This is a genomic window from Citrobacter freundii complex sp. CFNIH2 (genome assembly GCF_002880615.1).
Lineage (GTDB): Bacteria > Pseudomonadota > Gammaproteobacteria > Enterobacterales > Enterobacteriaceae > Citrobacter_A > Citrobacter_A amalonaticus_F.
Map to the genome: position 1 here is coordinate 913,810 of NZ_CP025757.1, position 15,672 is coordinate 929,481.

The window sequence follows — 15,672 nt, forward strand, 5'->3', positions numbered from 1 at the left end:
CAATGGCTACGACCGTTAATACTGATCTGATTATTTATGACGATCTCGCGCAAACTGCGTTTCTGGAGCGCCGTCAGGATAATCTGGATGTTTTTAACCAGGCGTCTAATGGTGCAATCATTCTCGATAACGAACTGATCGAAGGTGATTTCCGTAAGCGCGCTTTCTATAAAGTCGGCGGTTCTATCGAAGCGCGTGACGTTAACTCTACTGACCCGGTAACGGGTAAAAAAATCGGCGCGGGCGAGTCCGTCAGCGTAAAAGCACCGTGGAAATATGGTCCGTACGAAACTACGGAAGAAGCGTTCAAGCGTCGCGGGCGTGATGTGAGCGAGTTTTCTGAGGTGATCGGTGTCGATGTGGCTGACGCGACACTGGAGGGCTACATCAAGTACGCGCTTCAGGGGCTGATTGCCGCTATCGGTGCCAACGCTGATATGGTCGTGACGGCTGACATTGCCACTGACGGCAAGAAAACGCTGACTCGCGGCCTGCGCACCTACGGTGATAAGTTCAACCGCGTTTCTCTGTTCGTCATGCACTCCACTACCTACTTCGATATTGTTGATCAGGCAATCGACAACAAAATCTACGAAGAAGCAGGCGTGGTCGTGTACGGCGGTCAGCCAGGTACGCTGGGTAAACCGGTTCTGGTAACCGATACGATGCCTGTTGATGCAATTCTGGGGCTGGTGGCCGGTGCTGTATCAGTAACTGAGTCTCAGGCCCCGGGGTTCCGCTCCTATGACATCAACGACCAGGAAAACCTCGCAATCGGCTATCGTGCTGAAGGTACGGTGAACGTCGAACTGCTGGGGTACAGCTGGGACACCACCAAAGGCGAAAACCCGGACCTTACCGCCATTGGCACGCAGGGGAACTGGAAGAAACACTTCACCAGCAACAAATCCACTGCGGGGGTGTTGATTCAGCTCGGCGGCGGCAGCTAATCACCAGGGGCTTCGGCCCCTTTTTTATTGCGCGACCACCGCGCCTAACCAACGAGAGTCTTTCAGAAAGTGAGCCTGAGAACGCCGTACAGGTGGCGACCTCTCTCGGGCTGCGTTCTGGTGGACAGGCTCACATCTAAAAGGAAACGTATCATGAGCAACAAAATCATTACGCTATCTGGCGCAGCTACTGACGTGCTCTATGCGCTGTTTTACCGTGGGGCGTTGCTACCCGGTGACCTGCCATCGAAATCCGGTGCCGCCGAACTCCGCGAGTTGGGCTTTGCTGAAACCAGACACACAGCGACGGAATACCAGAAAGAAAACCACTTCACCTTCCTGACAGCGGAAGGGCAGGAGTTTGCCGTTAACCACCTGGCAAACACACAATTTGGCAACGGGTTCAAAATTGATCGCAGCGGTAAAGTATTCATCAATGACGCATTCATTGGTGGTGAAATTTACGCTGCGGAACCCGAAGCGCCTCAGGCAGTGACCATTATCTACAACATCAACTATGGTGTTTGCAATGATAAGCCTGTGCAGAACAAGGTAACCATCAGTACCGATAAGTTCGAAGTTAAACCTGGTATTGATGACAACATCGAAGAAATTCTGCGGAATGCTCTGGCAGCTAACGAAGAGGTTGAGCGTTTGCGCGATGCTATGAAGAACGCCGCTGGCGAAGGCGTACAGCAGGCTTTAGCGGCGGTAGAAAGAGATTTCAGAAGTAACGGTAAACTCCGTCGCCTTCTTGGGTTTTAAATAGCTGGAGGTCATATGCGTCTCACTGTATTAGATGGCGATCCAGGCAGGAAGATTAATCCCGGTGTTGAACGATATACAGTCTATCTCGACGGCGTAGAGGTTAAACGCGTTTACACCGCTGACGATGAGAAAGGTGAAGTGATCTCGGCGGTTCTCGATGAGCGTGGTTACGTGGCAACAGAAAACGGCGAAGTGAAGCGGCAAACGCTTTTCGGGAAAGTCATCATCAAACGTCAGTAGTTTTCCTCCTGGAGAAAATATGCAGGTCATTATTGATAATGTCCCGTATGCGCCTGTCTGCAATTCTTCTGCCCGTATCGGAATAGCAATCTCAACGCACAATCGTGCTGACGTTCTGAACCGCGCCCTGACTCAGCACATGAAGTTTTTACCTGCTGGCGCGCTGGTGGTTGTTGTCGATGACGGATCAAAGCCTGCGGCCGTAGTTCCTGCTGGTGTGCAACTGGTTCGCCAGGAAACATCACTCGGCATTGTTGCTTCGAAGAACGCCAGCCTGACCGTGCTGATGGATGCCGGATGCGAACACCTTTTCTTGTGGGACGATGACGCATGGCCGATTGCCGATGGCTGGCATCTTCCTTATATCGAATCACCAGAGCCGCACCTGGCTTACCAGTTTCTCGACCTTGCCGGGCCGCGCAAGCTTAACGATCTCGCTGTGCTTTATAGCGACGATAAGCATGTGGCGTACACGGGACAGCGTGGCGTGATGCTGTATTACCACCGCAGCGCTATCGTTCATTTCGGTGGCTTCGACTGGATTTACGGGCGCGGCATGTACGAACACAGCGACCTTGCCCTGCGCATCCATAACGCCGGGCTGACGACGTGGGCTTATGCCGATGTAATCGGCTCAGATAAGTTGATTCATTCGCTCGATGAGCATGAAGCCGTAGACCGTTCAGTACCAACGGCAGACCGGAAAGCGCTGGTGGAACGTAATGTGAAAATCCACAACGAGCGGCGCGATACGGGATATACCGGCTATGTCGAATACCGGTGCCAGCGCGACGTTGTAATCACAACATTACTGACGAGCCAACCGGACCCGCAGCGCGGTAGCCGAATGCAGCCTGACCCGGCGGCGCTGACCACCTGGGCCAAATCAATCCGGGGTGCCGATGCCGTAGTGCTGGCCGATCAGCTAACCGCCGCTCCTGATGGTGCTCAACTGGTGACAGTTCCAGATGTCGCGATGAACGTCTATTTCCGGCGCTGGCTGCACATCTGGCAGTACCTGCGCGATCATCCTGAATACCGCTTCGTCTGGTGTACTGATGGAACTGATGTCGAAATGCTTTGCGCGCCGTGGGATGAGATGGAACCCGGCAAGGTTTATGTCGGCTCCGAACCAAAAACTTACGCTGACGCCTGGGCAAAACAGAATCATCCTGAGCGCATCTATCAGGAGTTTATCGAACAGCACCGCAACGATGTGATGCTTAACGCCGGGCTGCTGGGCGGGACGCGCGCTGATGTAATGGCCTTTGCTCACGGCATCATCCGTCTTTACTACCGGATTGAGAGTTATCGGTTCTGGAATAAAGAACAGGCTGGCGCAGCTGTGGGTGACATGCTGGCATTCGGCATAGTGGCGAAGTCTTTCGGCGATCGGATAGTAACCGGCCCGCGCATCCACACAGTGTTCAAGTCTGAAGGTATCGGTAAGGAGTACGCCTGGTGGAAACACAAGTGAAGTTTGTGGTTGTCGGACACCACTCAAGGTACAAGCAGGCGTTGTGTCTGGCTGAATTATTGAGTGCAGTTCTGCTAATTGATAGCGGGGACAATGGCGCGGCCTGGAATCATCGCCGCGCGCTTGAATGGGCTTCAAAGCAGGATTGTCGAGTTGTGATCATCGAAGATGATGCGTTGCCACTGTCCGAATCGGTTGACGGTTTCCGCCAATGGATAGACGAATATCCAGATCATCTAATCAGTTTTTATCTTGGCACTGGCCGACCACCACAGTATCAGTCACAGATAGCAGAGCGGTTGATAGAAGCCGACAAGACGCGTACCAATTACATCACGTTGCCGCGATTGATACATGGCGTTTGCTACAGCGTCCCACAGCATCACATTGAGCGTGTGCTGTCCCGGTGGGACAACAGAAAACCAGCTGATTATGCCGTTGGTGATGCTTATGGCGGCGAGGTGATTTACCCGTGCTATTCGCTGGTTGATCATGCGGATGGCGAACCTGTAGAGCGCCATCCCGACGCAGCGCCACGAACAGAGCGCCGCCGCGCGTGGAGGCTGGCAATATTCCCGACATTGAGGACATCATGATTATCACCGACCCTACAACCCCCGGTTTTAATAGCTATGCCAGTGAGGGTGATTTAGTCGCCTTCGCTGAGATTCGAGGTATTGAATTACCAGAAAAAATCGGCCCTTTGCTAATTAAGGCGATGGACTATCTGGAAGGTCTTGATTGGGTGGGTCTTAAAGCTGATCCGCGTCAGCCATTGGCGTGGCCGCGCGTGAACGTCGTAACTGATGGTTATGACTTCCCCGCAGATGAAGTGCCAAGACAGGTCATCACTGCTCAAACCATGCTGGCAGTCGAGGCTATTGATGGTGATCTGCTTTCAAGTGTCCGTGAAGCCGCAGTAAAAACCGAACGTGTGGAAGGCGCAGTCACCATGACCTATGCGGTCGCCGATGGTGAGGTGTTTACGCCGTCTTATCCGGCTGTAGTGGCTATTCTCGGCGATCTGGCTGGTGGACGAGGTTATGCCATTAATACTTTTGCGGAGCGGGTGTAATGGCTATTGACTATCAGCGCATGCAGGCGACAGCGACCCGCATGCTTAGGCAAAACGGCACGGAATACAGCGTAATCCGTAAAGGCTCCGTGACTGTTATCGGTGGTGTCGAGCATAAAACGGATGATGTTCCGTTCACTGCGATCGGGGTTAAAACGGAATACGCACCCGGTGAGATAGACGGAACGGTTATCGTAAACGGTGATGTTCGAATCGTCTTTACCGCAGAGCAGGAAATTAAAATCGGCGACGTGGTCGATATTGATGGCACAGCCCACCGAGTTGTTAAACCCAACCCGGCAAAGCCTGCCTCGCTGGTGCTCTGCTACAAAGCGCAGTTGAGGGCGTAGCATGGGAGAGAACGCGGCATTCCTCGCTGAAATCACAGCATTCGTCAATAAGGCGAAAGCGAATCAAGAAGCAGTGGTGCGCTCGGTTGGCATTAAAATACTTGATCAACTTGTAATGATGTCGCCAGTTGGTAACCCGGAGTTGTGGATTGTCAATCAGCACAACGTCTATGCGCGTGAGACGCATAATCTTTTTGTTGAAGCCTATAACAACGACCCCGGGCGAGAAGGTGGGAAAATTCGCAGGATGGGACAGCAGCGCCTTAAAGATACCTACGCTTTGAAAGCCCCACCAAAGTATACGGGCGGCCGTTTTCGCGGTAACTGGCAGGTATCGTTTGATGCTCCGACAACTGATGAGACAGGGAGAGTAGATAAAACCGGCAATCTGACAAAAGCAGCCGGGAACTACACACTGTCATTGTTCAAAGTGGGGATGAAGGCCATTTATTTCTGCAATAACGTGCCCTATGCATACCCGCTTGAAATGGGGCATTCCACACAGGCACCGGGCGGAATGATCCGCGTCACCGCCGCTGAATTTCAACGATATTTTGAAGAAGCTACAAGGGAGGTGACCAAGTGATCCCCGATATTGCGGCGGCACTCGCCGCAAGGATTGGTGAATGGGCTGATGCTGAAGGTATTCAGGTTGCATGGGAAAATGTGCCGTTTACCCCTCCTGCTAACGAGATATACCTTGCTGTTCACGACATGCCCGCAACTCCGCGCACTATCGATCTCGGTCTGCGTTGCCGGACTTACTCAGGTGTTTACCAAATCAACGTTGTTGCTCCGGCCGGAACTGGTCGGGCAGATGTCTCCGCGCTGGCAAGTCAGGTGGCTGAGTTGTTTCCTGAAGGGCTGGAGATCGAAGGCGGCGGCTTTACCTGCTGGATTAGCAGCACGCCCGGCATATTTCGCGGAGTCCCGACACCCGTTTCATACACTGTTCCCGTAAGTTTTAACTACCGTGCGGATATCAGCACTTAATCAATTACGTTTGTCATAACCACACAACCGGCTAAATGCCGGTTTTTTATATGCGAGGTATAAGATGGCCTTCCATCTACCAAACGGCGCAACAGTATTTGTCGCGCCTGCTTCAGGTGACCCGATTACTATCACGGATATTTCTAACGCAGCAAACGCTGTTTTAACCCTTAGTGGCGGCACAGTCGAAGTAGGCGATGTCGTTCTGCTAAGTTCATCATGGACCGCGCTGGATAATCTGGTCGGGAAAGTAACTGCGGTTTCTGGTTCGCAGGCAACTATCGGTGGAGTAAACACTTCAAACGCCAAAATTTTCCCGACCGGGTCTGGCTCTGGTTCTCTCAGGGTGGTTGAGTCTGCTGATTGGGTGCAGATCCCTCAAATCACTGAAGTTGCCGCTTCTGGTGGCGAGCAGCAATATTATCAGTTCCAGTTTATGGAAGATGATACGCAGCGAAGCCTGCCAACGTACAAATCTGCAAAGACGCAAACTTATACGGTCGCCCATGACTCAGACCAGCCGTTCTACCCGGTGCTAAAAGAGGCGGATCTGGCTGGCGACACTCTCGCTGTTTACATGTATGTGCCGAAAGCAAAAGAAACCCGTTACTGGTCGGTGGTGCCTTCCTTCTCTGGTGAGCCAAACCCTGTTGTTAACCAGATTGAAACTGTCACCGTAGCTTTTGCCGTGCAGTCAAAAGGCACCACCTTCTACAAAGACGAAAACACCGCGCCAGGCAGCTAACTATTCACTTTCCAGCCCCGTAAGGGGCTTCAAGGATTTTTATTATGGCTACAAAATTTACGCTTACCCCGAAACCAACTTTTAAACTTTCGGTGAGCATTCCGCGTCCAGGTGAAGACGATGGGCAGGTTAATCTGACCGTCCGTCACAAAACGCGAAAGCAGCTTAAAGACATGGAAGATGCATTGAAGCGTGCCGCTGATCTGGTGGATGGCAGCGCAGAACAGGCGGATGCCCCCCTGGATTATCTGGCTGAAATTATTGAAAGCTGGAATATCGACAGTGAATGCAACCGGGATAATCTTGCGTTGCTGCTTGAGAATTATCCTCGTGCCTTTGACTCCATCGTTTCCGCTTACACGAAAGAGTTGTACGCCGTCCGCGAAAAAAACTGATAGCGCTTGCCGAGGCGTGTTTTACGCCTGAACCCTCTGCTGAAGAATTAGCTGCATTCAGCATGACCCTGGACGATCTGGACGATGTTGAAATCGACGTTCTCCCTGATGTGTGGTCAGCATTCTGCATTTTCAGAGACATGTTTACACAATGGAGAACTGGTGTCGGCGGGGTAACCGGGCTGGACTATAACGTCTTGCCCTGGATGATGAAGATTCACGGTATCGACGACGAGGCAGGCGCTTTACAGGATGTGAGGGTAATGGAGGCCGCAGCTCTCCGAACCATCCACAAAAATCAAACTTAATCGCCCGGCCCTGTCCGGGCTTTCTTATACCAGCAATAAACCCAACGCGCTTCACACGCGCACGTTATAATCCTAGAGCCTACAGAAAGCGAGCCTGAGAGTTAGTTGTACTCTGGGGCGGCTATCTCTGTGTGACAGGCTCACTTTCTATAGGTAAACCTCATGCACTATCCAACCGTATCTGTAAACGGCGTATCCGTTCGTGTCGATAACGAAGGGCGTTACAATCTTAATGATCTCCACGCCGCAGCGGTGGCTGAAGGTAACGCCACAGAATCACAAAGACCCAGCGTTTTCCTCCGCAGCGCCCAGATCAAACGTTTCGTAAAGGCCCTCAAATCCAAAGCACTAAAAAGTGCTTCGGAACAAAATCAACCCCTTAGAGTAATAAAAGGCGGTGATCAAAGTGGGGCTTGGGGCGTCGAACTTCTGGCCATCCGTTATGCCGCCTGGATAAAACCAGAGTTTGAAATTGAGGTGTATGAGGTATTCCGAACCGTGGTTCGCCTTGGCATTAGTGCCATGTCTCGCCTCAACAAAATCGACCATGTGATTAACACCGAAACAAAAGCGATTAGCCAGTGTGCCAGCCAGATGGCCTGGTGGGGAGTTGGTGGGCGCAAAAAATTGCTTTATGCCGCCAGAGATCGTGTAGCGGATGAAGTCCAGATGTATCTACCTGGACTTTAAACAACACTGAAATATCCCGCTCCGGCGGGTTTTTTATACCCGGAGATACCGAATGTCTGATATTGCAACGATCACCCTGAAAGTAAATACCAGTGAACTGGAGAAGGGGAATCAGGAGCTTGATAAATTCCAGGCAACAGCGGCGGGCGCTGCGCACAAGGCGGATGATCTTAACAGTGCGTTTCGGGCCGGTACTCAGTCTGGAAAGCAGCACAACCAGAGTCTGAAAGAGCAGCAGCAGGAATTACAGAACCTGCTTAACCGCATAAATCCGACCAATAAAGCATTTGAAGAGCTTGATAAGATCTACGCTCAACTGGCGCAGGCGAACAAAAAAGGACTGTTGCCCACTGATCAGTTTCGCGATTATGGCGCTATTCTGGACGACACCAGGAACAAACTCCAGCGTACCCAGCTTTCCTTAACAGAAGAAGGCCGCGCACTGTTAGATCAGGAGGGCGCCACTCGTCGTGCAGCCCAGGCTGGGGAATCGTTCGTTACATCTCTGCAAGAACAGGCATCAGTTGTAGGTAAAACTCGCTCCGAAATCCTTGAGATGAAGGCTGCTCAGTTGGGGGTGGCGGACCAGTCAGCTCCGTTCATTGCAAAGCTACGTGAGCAGGAAAATGCCTGGAAGCGCGGTGAAATCAGTGCAGGCCAGTACCGCATGGCGATGCGCCAGTTACCGATGCAAATCACCGACGTAGTGACCTCTCTCGCGTCAGGTATGCCGGTTTATATGGTTGCTATACAGCAGGGGGGACAGATCCGCGACTCCTTCGGGGGTATTGGTAATGCGCTTAAGGCGGTAACATCGTTGATTACGCCAGCACGTCTCGCAGTGGGTGGGTTAGCTGGTGGCATGTTGCTTGCTACAAAAGCAGGGATAGATTATTTCGATACTCTGGAACAAATCAATTTTGCACTGATCCGTACCGGCAATCTGGCAAATACTACCGCCAGCGATGTGATGGTATCAGCACAAAGCATTTCATCGGAGACAGGGACATCCATTAGCACCGTTACTGAGTTAATGACGAAACTAATTGACACTGGTGCTATGACTGGTGAGCAGTTAGATAAGGCTGCAAAATCGACAGCGCTGGCAGTACAGACAGGGCTTGTCTCTGCTGATGATATGGTTAAGGCATATAAAGATATCGAGAAAGATCCGGTAAAAGCCTTACAGAGCCTGAACGAAAAATATAATTTTTTGACACTTTCCCAGCTAAAAAGCATTGACCAACTTGTTAAGCAGAAGAAAGAAACAGAGGCCGTAACCAAGGCTATGGATATTTTCGGTGCGACGATGGATCAACGCGGTGAACAGGCTTACAACGCATTATCACCATTTGGTAGATTATGGCTTGATGTTAAATCGTGGGCGCTTGATACGATGAATAGTATCGGGCAGTGGGTGGCTGAGTTAACCGTTAACACAATTAAAGAGTTCAATGCCATTTATTACAGTGTCGCAACTGTTTTTCAAAAGCTTAACCAGATTATCTCCCAATCAATAGCCAGCGCGATTGACCTTATACCTGAGTGGGCCAAGACCGACACTCTGCAAGGTTGGCAGGATTATAACCAGGGCATGGCTGATGCCTACGCGAAAAGCGTGACAGATCTCGGCAAGGAATGGGATAAAGCGAATAAGAGCGCAGACGATTACCTCAAAACAGCCAGCAAGACGGGTGCGGCTATAACACAAAAGGACCGTGAGGAAGTCGCTGCATATAGCAGTAAAAACAAGACAGGGAAAGGATACAGCGTACCATCAGGTGACAGGGCAGAAGAGTCGGCACAAGGAGAGTTACTGGCACTTCAGGCGCAACTGAAGGTCCTTCAGCAGCATAAAGACGTCAATGATAAAATCAGCCAGCAGCGTAAGGAGTTATGGGAAACCGAGGCAAAATTTCAGGTTCTGGATGAGGCTGCCAGAACACGTCAGTTGTCAAAGCAGGAGCGATCGCTACTTTCAAGCAAAAATCAGGTTCTGGCGTTAGCAAGGCAAAAGGCAGAGCTTGGTGATCAGATTGTGGTTCAGGAAAAACTTAACAGTCTGATGGATAATGCGCTGAAATTACGACGTCAACAGGAAGCAAAGCGGGCTGAAGTAGCCATGCTTGCCACTGGTGCGTCGTCCCGCGATTCTCAGCGTGAATCAGAGACAAACCGCATTAGGGAAGAATATAGCCTAAATCCGGCAGCGCAGGCTAAAGCGCTTGCTGAAATGCGCAAAACCTATGAGGCGCAGGATGAGCTTGAACAGAACTGGCGGGCAGGTGCGATTAACGGTTTGAATGAATACCTACAGACGGCACAGAACGTTTATTCATCAGTATCGCAGGCAGCACAAACTGCCCTCGGTGGTATTTCCGACATGATGACCAGCCTTGTCACGACTGGAACAGCATCATTCAAACAGTTTGCGGCATCCATTCTCAAAATGATTGTTGAGATTATCAACAGATTGCTGGTGGCCTATGCCGTGCAGGCGGCAATGGGATGGATTACCGGAAGCGCGAGCGGAGGGGGGAATACTCCATCAGGCGCATACACGTCAGCGGCGGCAAATGTTGGGTTTGATTCTGGCGGATATACAGGTGACGGAGGAAAATACGAGCCAAAAGGCGTTGTACACGGGGGGGAGTTCGTATTCACCAAAGAAGCAACGTCTGCATTGGGTGTCGGTAATCTTTATGCCCTAATGCGTAACGCGCAAGGCTATGCTGACGGTGGGTTCGTTGGTCGCGCACCAATGTATGGCTTAAACAGTGGCTCGGGGGCAGGTGGCTCTGCGCCAGTAATCAACACTATCGTAAATGTTGAAGCTAATGGCAACGCTTCCGCGCAGACCAGTAGTTCAGGTGATGCCATGGGGCGGGCACTCGCTGACGAGATGCAGAATGCAGCAACCATGGTTGTCCAGAAGCACCTTAAGCCAGGCGGCATGATTTATAACTTCAGCAAGGGGCTGTAAGTCGCGACTGGTGTCATTTTGTCGATATTTTAATTGCGCAATAAGCCGAAAGGCAGAGGATGATTATGACTTTAGGACAACGAGTTGAATCGCTGGAGAAAGAACTGGCGAGCATTAAGACAGAGCAAAAGGCAAACGAAGAATTTAGTGAGTTGGTGCGAAATCTCAGCGGGGAAATGATCAAAAGAGCCATTCGTCCGGGCGGTGTTATATATGCGGCCCAGAAACAGGCCGCTGGAAAAAATGTTTCAGCGGAATATAACCTTAAGTTAACTATTAATCGCCAGTAAACTCTCGAAAGGTTTTCAGCCATTCACCTATTCTTGGTGATTGGATAGAAGAAAGTGCGCTAATTATATCCTTCCTTTCATCCTCACCGAGTTTACAGGCAATAACTAGCATGATGAATTTTATGTCGTTCAATTCATCGACGATATGTTTAGAGGTGCTTGCATCGGAATTCATGCTAATAGTTTTATTGACATATTCAATTGTTGTTTTCATTTTTGATTCCTTAAACAGAGGTAATCAGCCATCCCTCCTTACCTGAGTGCGCCAGTGTCCCACCACTGACGGGCTGAGCATCAACCATAACCAGGTATGTAAATCAGTAACATCCTGACAAATGATCAGTAGCCGCCTTGTGCGGCTTTTTTTATGGAGCCGATATGGCAGTTGAAACATACAACTGGCGCTCGCAACTCGGCGCAGGCGCGATTGAATATAGCCAGACGGTGCGTGCGGCACAGTTTGGTGACGGATATGAGCAGGTGGCTGAGAACGGTATCAACTCGACGGCTATCAAGGTGCCGATGAAGCATGTCGGCAAGGATATTGAGGTCAACGAGATCCGTGCATTTCTGCTGAGGCATATTGTCAAAGCCTTCATCATCACGCCACCAGGTGAGGAAAAAGGGCTTTACCGGGTTGTCGCTGACTCAGTGAGAAAAAACCAGTTAAGCAGTAACGTTGCAGAACTGACGTTCACTATCAAACTGGCATACGGAGTATACGCGTAATGGCTTATATTGATCAGGCCGCTAAACTTGCTCCCGGCGGTAGAGTCCGCCTGATAGAGGTTGATGCGACAGAATTCAGTGGTGGCGTTCACCGCTTCCATTATGCACCGTTCCCTCATACCCCCGATGAGATTGACGCGGCAAATGGGGATGAAGATAAACTCGGCCCAAAACCAATCGTCTTCGGTGGCAATATCTATGATTTCTGGCCGTTTCAGGTGGGAGGGCTGGAGCTTTCAACAGACCAGGCGGCGGAGCCGACACTCAGCGTCTCTAATCTTGATGGTCATATCACGGCGCTGTGCCTGCAATTTAGGGACATGGTTAACGCCAAGGTGAGCATTATCGACACCTACGCAGTTTATCTTGATGCCGTGAATTACCCGGGTGGAGTAAACCCGACAGCTGATTCTACAATGTTCAAGCTTCAGACCTTCTGGCTTGATACCAAAACCTCTGAATACGATGAGGTGGTTACCTGGGCGCTCAGTAGCCCAGCCGATTTGCAGAATCTTGTGATCCCCACCCGACAAATCACCTCGCTTTGTGAATGGGCGCTACGTGGGCAGTACCGTAGTGGGGATGGGTGTACATACAACGGCACTGCCTACTTTGATGCAAAAGGAAACCCGGTGGCAGATCCCGCGCTGGATGTTTGTAGTGGTTGCATGGGTGACTGCCGTAAACGGTTCGGGGCAGGTCTTGCTGAACCAAATACTGCAATTCTTGATTTCGGCGGTTTCCCCGCAACGGTTCTATTCTCCCGATAAACGGAAATACCAATGAACAAAACTATTATGGCTGCTATCCGGGCGCATGCGCTGGAGGAATCTCCGCGCGAGTGCTGCGGCTTCGTTATCCAGTCTGGTCGCCGTCAGCGCTATATCCCCGTGCCGAATACCCACGAAAAACCGACAGAGCATTTCCGCATTGATGGTGAACACTGGGCGAATGCTGAGGATGTCGGAACCATTATCCGCGTCATTCACTCACATCCGGGCGACGGCGCCAGACCCATTCCGTCAGACCTGGACCGCCAGCAATGCAATAACTCTGGGGTGGTCTGGGGAATTTACGCTCCTGACTGCGATGAGTATGTCGAAATCACCCCGGACGAGATCCCCCTTATTGGACGTCCGTTTATCCTTGGCTCTCACGATTGCTGGGGGCTGATCATGGACTGGCACGCTACCCAGGGCATCACGCTGAACGATTTTCGCGTCGATTATCCGTGGTGGGAAAGTCAGTACCCGGACAACCTCTATTTCGACAACTGGCAGAAAGAAGGATTTATTGAATGTGACCCGGTGCCCGGCTGCATGGTAATCATGCAGGTGGAGTCCGATAAGTGGAACCATGCGGGCATCATCACCGAAGAAGGTGAATTGCTCCACCACCTTTACGGTCAGCCCTCATGCGTTACCCCGTATTCACGCGGATACTTCAAAGACCGGACGATGATCTGCGTTCGTCATAAAGACCTTGGACAGGAGATAAAACCATGGCGCGTTTAACAACCATTCGTCTTTATGGCGTGCTGGGCGCGAAATTTGGTCGCGTACATAAGCTGGCGGTGCAAACGTCAGCAGAGGCGGTGAAGGCTCTGTGCGTGAACTTTGACGGGCTTGAAGAGTACCTGATGAATGCCAAAAAGAACGGCATGGTGTTCGCAGTGTTTCGTGGCAAGCGCAATATTGGAGTGGACGATTATAAAAATCTGGCGGGCGACAGCGATATCCGAATTGCGCCAATAATGGAGGGAGCTAAGAAGGCTGGCGTTTTTCAAACCATATTAGGTGCTGTATTGGTTGTCGTTGGGGCTGTTGTTGGTGTATTAACATCATGGACAGGTATTGGTGGAGTCATTGGTACAGGGATGGTTACTGCCGGGATTGGTATGATGGCTGGCGGTGTTTACCAGATGCTTTCACCGCAACCTAAAGGGTTACAGGGGCGTGAAGACGTAGACAACAAACCCTCATACGCGTTCGGTGGTGCCGTTAACTCGTTGGCAATGGGGAACCCTGTACCAGTTCTGTATGGTGAACGCGAGATTGGCGGAGCCATTATTAGTGCGGGAATTGTTGCTGAGGATATCTGACTTATTTGGCTGATTTACTCGCGGATGGATGCTAGGATTAATCCCATCTTTTACTGATGGGGGGGATACAATGGAAGAAAGTGAAGACCCGTTGCTTGAAGAGGCGATATCTTTCGTTATTATGGGGAGAATTTCCTCTATATCTGCGATTCAGAGACACTTTAGAATCGGGTATAATCGTGCCACAAGAATTGTTGAAATGCTGGAATTCCTTGAGGTGATATCTGTGCAGGGGGTTAGCGGTAACCGTGAAGTTTTATTTCCATCACCTCAATCCTCTTCTGAAATTGATTTTTCTGTCTTTAATGAAAAAAGAAGGCAAAGAACAGAACAGCAAAGATCACATCTTGAAAAGAAAATGGGAGAAATAAACTCCATTGAGTACCAAATGAGGCTTGAGGCAATCACCAAAAAAAGGATCGTCATTTGGCTCCACCAGAAAACGGTTGGTTCGGAGGAATCCCCGCCTGTATTTATTATCAAGTCTTATTCACCATTTAAAGATCTTTCTGAAAAGCAAAAGATAGACAAGGACATTGCCACTGAACCGTTAGGTGAGTTCATAACTGGCTACAAATTCAGCGCAACGATGCAAATGAGGACACCAGCAAGAATTCTTCAGCAACATGGTAGGATTGAAAAATCGGCTAGTTGGAAATTACCAAAATTAATAAGCGAAACATGGCAGGGGATATGGTCACCCATAACTAAATCATGGCGCGAAATGGATATAGATATCGATGAAATGCCTATGGGAACTATGGCTTCAGATATTGGTCAAGTTCCTGCTGATGGTGGTGATTATATGCGATTTCTTTTGTTTATTAAGCATCTCAACAGTTTGAAAATTAGTTATGCTGAGAAAAAAGAATGGATAAATATCTGTTATCACATGATCGGTGAGGATGGCGAGCCATTTTGTAAGTTCATGGCGGCTTATGGGGATGATATTGAGCAAATGGCTTCTAGATTATTGGACTGAGAGTGATATGAAAAAATTATTAATTCTAGTTGTTATTGTGATCTCTGGATGTGCATCAAATAAATTTGTGGCAACGGACGATGTTTATGAACATTCACTCTTAGATCCTCAAAATGGAAATACTAAGATTCGTGTCCATAGATTAAACCAAATATCAGGTGCGGCGCTTGGTAAAGAGTGCCCCTTGGTTCTTAAAGTTGATGAAAAAGAAGTTGCAGGATTGCAGCAAAATCAATATGTAGATTTTTACGTGCCGAATGGAGAGCACACATTATCTGTAAGATTTAAATGTGCCTTCACCGCTTGGAGAAAATCAATAGACCTCATAGCTGATGGCGCTTATCAAGAGTATCAAACAGAAACAGGTGCCGCCGGACAGTACCGTATGTGGCGCATAAAATAACATTAGCGCATAGGCGGCCCAATCAAGTGGGCTAGCCATATCCCCCTAAAGCCTTAGCACTCGCTGAGGCTTTTTTATATTCAAAAACCGAAGGCCCCGATCGTTGCAAGCGATGCGTGGCCTTCTGCTTTCCAGCGTTATCGGACTAACGAGGAACATGTGATTGATTTTAGCAAACTGATACGGGAGTTGC

The 15,672-nt window shown here is 50.0% G+C and carries 22 protein-coding genes; 21 read left to right on the top strand and 1 reads right to left on the bottom strand.

Going from position 1 to position 15,672, the window contains the following annotated elements; all coding sequences use genetic code 11:
* Positions 1–2: 2 nt before the first annotated feature.
* The 15 genes from WM46_RS04680 (at position 3) to WM46_RS04750 (ending at position 11,264) form a co-directional block, all read left to right on the top strand.
* Positions 3–950, top strand: coding sequence for a major capsid protein (locus WM46_RS04680; RefSeq protein WP_060816039.1), 948 nt, complete (start codon positions 3–5; stop codon positions 948–950).
* Positions 951–1,103: 153 nt separating this feature from the next.
* Positions 1,104–1,715, top strand: coding sequence for a Fur-regulated protein (locus WM46_RS04685; RefSeq protein WP_262360454.1), 612 nt, complete (start codon positions 1,104–1,106; stop codon positions 1,713–1,715).
* A gap of 15 nt (positions 1,716–1,730) precedes the next feature.
* Positions 1,731–1,958, top strand: a complete 228-nt coding sequence (locus WM46_RS04690; RefSeq protein WP_102601570.1) for a hypothetical protein — start codon at positions 1,731–1,733, stop codon at positions 1,956–1,958.
* 19 nt (positions 1,959–1,977) lie between these two features.
* A complete protein-coding gene (locus WM46_RS04695) occupies positions 1,978–3,435 on the top strand; it encodes a glycosyltransferase family 2 protein (protein ID WP_102601571.1) in 1,458 nt (485 codons plus the stop codon).
* A complete protein-coding gene (locus tag WM46_RS04700; RefSeq protein ID WP_102601572.1) occupies positions 3,417–4,031 on the top strand; it encodes a hypothetical protein in 615 nt (204 codons plus the stop codon). The genes WM46_RS04695 and WM46_RS04700 overlap by 19 nt, the downstream gene beginning before the upstream one ends.
* Positions 4,028–4,510, top strand: a complete 483-nt coding sequence (locus tag WM46_RS04705; RefSeq protein ID WP_102601573.1) for a DnaT-like ssDNA-binding protein — start codon at positions 4,028–4,030, stop codon at positions 4,508–4,510. Before WM46_RS04700 ends, WM46_RS04705 begins: the two co-directional genes overlap by 4 nt.
* Complete coding sequence (locus tag WM46_RS04710; RefSeq protein WP_102601574.1) at positions 4,510–4,860, top strand: hypothetical protein; 351 nt, start codon at positions 4,510–4,512, stop codon at positions 4,858–4,860. The genes WM46_RS04705 and WM46_RS04710 overlap by 1 nt, the downstream gene beginning before the upstream one ends.
* A gap of 1 nt (position 4,861) precedes the next feature.
* Positions 4,862–5,446: a hypothetical protein gene (locus WM46_RS04715; RefSeq protein WP_102601575.1), complete on the top strand. Its 585-nt coding sequence runs from the start codon at positions 4,862–4,864 to the stop codon at positions 5,444–5,446.
* Entirely contained in the window at positions 5,443–5,853 is a 411-nt protein-coding gene (locus tag WM46_RS04720) for a DUF4128 domain-containing protein (RefSeq protein ID WP_102601576.1), read from the top strand. Before WM46_RS04715 ends, WM46_RS04720 begins: the two co-directional genes overlap by 4 nt.
* A gap of 64 nt (positions 5,854–5,917) precedes the next feature.
* Positions 5,918–6,598, top strand: coding sequence for a phage tail protein (locus WM46_RS04725; RefSeq protein ID WP_102601577.1), 681 nt, complete (start codon positions 5,918–5,920; stop codon positions 6,596–6,598).
* A gap of 44 nt (positions 6,599–6,642) precedes the next feature.
* Positions 6,643–6,993: a phage tail assembly chaperone gene (locus tag WM46_RS04730; protein WP_102601578.1), complete on the top strand. Its 351-nt coding sequence runs from the start codon at positions 6,643–6,645 to the stop codon at positions 6,991–6,993.
* 62 nt (positions 6,994–7,055) lie between these two features.
* A complete protein-coding gene (locus WM46_RS04735) occupies positions 7,056–7,301 on the top strand; it encodes a DUF1799 domain-containing protein (protein ID WP_102601579.1) in 246 nt (81 codons plus the stop codon).
* Between the two features lie 162 nt (positions 7,302–7,463).
* Positions 7,464–7,991 carry a KilA-N domain-containing protein gene (locus WM46_RS04740; RefSeq protein ID WP_102601580.1) on the top strand — a complete coding sequence of 176 codons (528 nt, stop codon included), beginning with the start codon at positions 7,464–7,466 and terminating at the stop codon, positions 7,989–7,991.
* A gap of 52 nt (positions 7,992–8,043) precedes the next feature.
* The gene (locus tag WM46_RS04745; RefSeq protein WP_102601581.1) at positions 8,044–10,974 is read left to right on the top strand and encodes a phage tail tape measure protein; all 2,931 of its coding nucleotides are present in this window, start codon (positions 8,044–8,046) and stop codon (positions 10,972–10,974) included.
* Between the two features lie 65 nt (positions 10,975–11,039).
* Positions 11,040–11,264, top strand: a complete 225-nt coding sequence (locus tag WM46_RS04750; RefSeq protein WP_187394444.1) for a hypothetical protein — start codon at positions 11,040–11,042, stop codon at positions 11,262–11,264.
* Here the strand turns inward: WM46_RS04750 and WM46_RS04755 are convergent.
* Positions 11,251–11,478, bottom strand: a complete 228-nt coding sequence (locus tag WM46_RS04755) for a hypothetical protein (protein ID WP_102601583.1) — start codon at positions 11,476–11,478, stop codon at positions 11,251–11,253. The two genes, WM46_RS04750 and WM46_RS04755, sit on opposite strands and share 14 nt — an antisense overlap.
* Before the next feature lie 164 nt (positions 11,479–11,642).
* On the opposite strand from WM46_RS04755, the gene WM46_RS04760 reads away from it, so the two are divergent.
* The 6 genes from WM46_RS04760 to WM46_RS04785 all read left to right on the top strand — a co-directional run bounded on the left by WM46_RS04760 (position 11,643) and on the right by WM46_RS04785 (position 15,479).
* Positions 11,643–11,993, top strand: a complete 351-nt coding sequence (locus WM46_RS04760) for a phage tail protein (protein WP_102601584.1) — start codon at positions 11,643–11,645, stop codon at positions 11,991–11,993.
* Positions 11,993–12,763 carry a phage minor tail protein L gene (locus WM46_RS04765; protein ID WP_102601585.1) on the top strand — a complete coding sequence of 257 codons (771 nt, stop codon included), beginning with the start codon at positions 11,993–11,995 and terminating at the stop codon, positions 12,761–12,763. Before WM46_RS04760 ends, WM46_RS04765 begins: the two co-directional genes overlap by 1 nt.
* Positions 12,764–12,775: 12 nt before the next feature.
* A complete protein-coding gene (locus tag WM46_RS04770) occupies positions 12,776–13,507 on the top strand; it encodes a C40 family peptidase (RefSeq protein ID WP_102601586.1) in 732 nt (243 codons plus the stop codon).
* Complete coding sequence (locus WM46_RS04775; protein ID WP_102601587.1) at positions 13,495–14,094, top strand: tail assembly protein; 600 nt, start codon at positions 13,495–13,497, stop codon at positions 14,092–14,094. The genes WM46_RS04770 and WM46_RS04775 overlap by 13 nt, the downstream gene beginning before the upstream one ends.
* A 70-nt stretch (positions 14,095–14,164) precedes the next feature.
* Positions 14,165–15,076: a DNA translocase FtsK gene (locus WM46_RS04780; RefSeq protein ID WP_222859960.1), complete on the top strand. Its 912-nt coding sequence runs from the start codon at positions 14,165–14,167 to the stop codon at positions 15,074–15,076.
* 7 nt (positions 15,077–15,083) lie between these two features.
* Positions 15,084–15,479 (top strand): hypothetical protein, encoded by a 396-nt coding sequence (locus WM46_RS04785; RefSeq protein WP_102601589.1) that lies wholly within the window; start codon positions 15,084–15,086, stop codon positions 15,477–15,479.
* Positions 15,480–15,672: the final 193 nt, after the last annotated feature.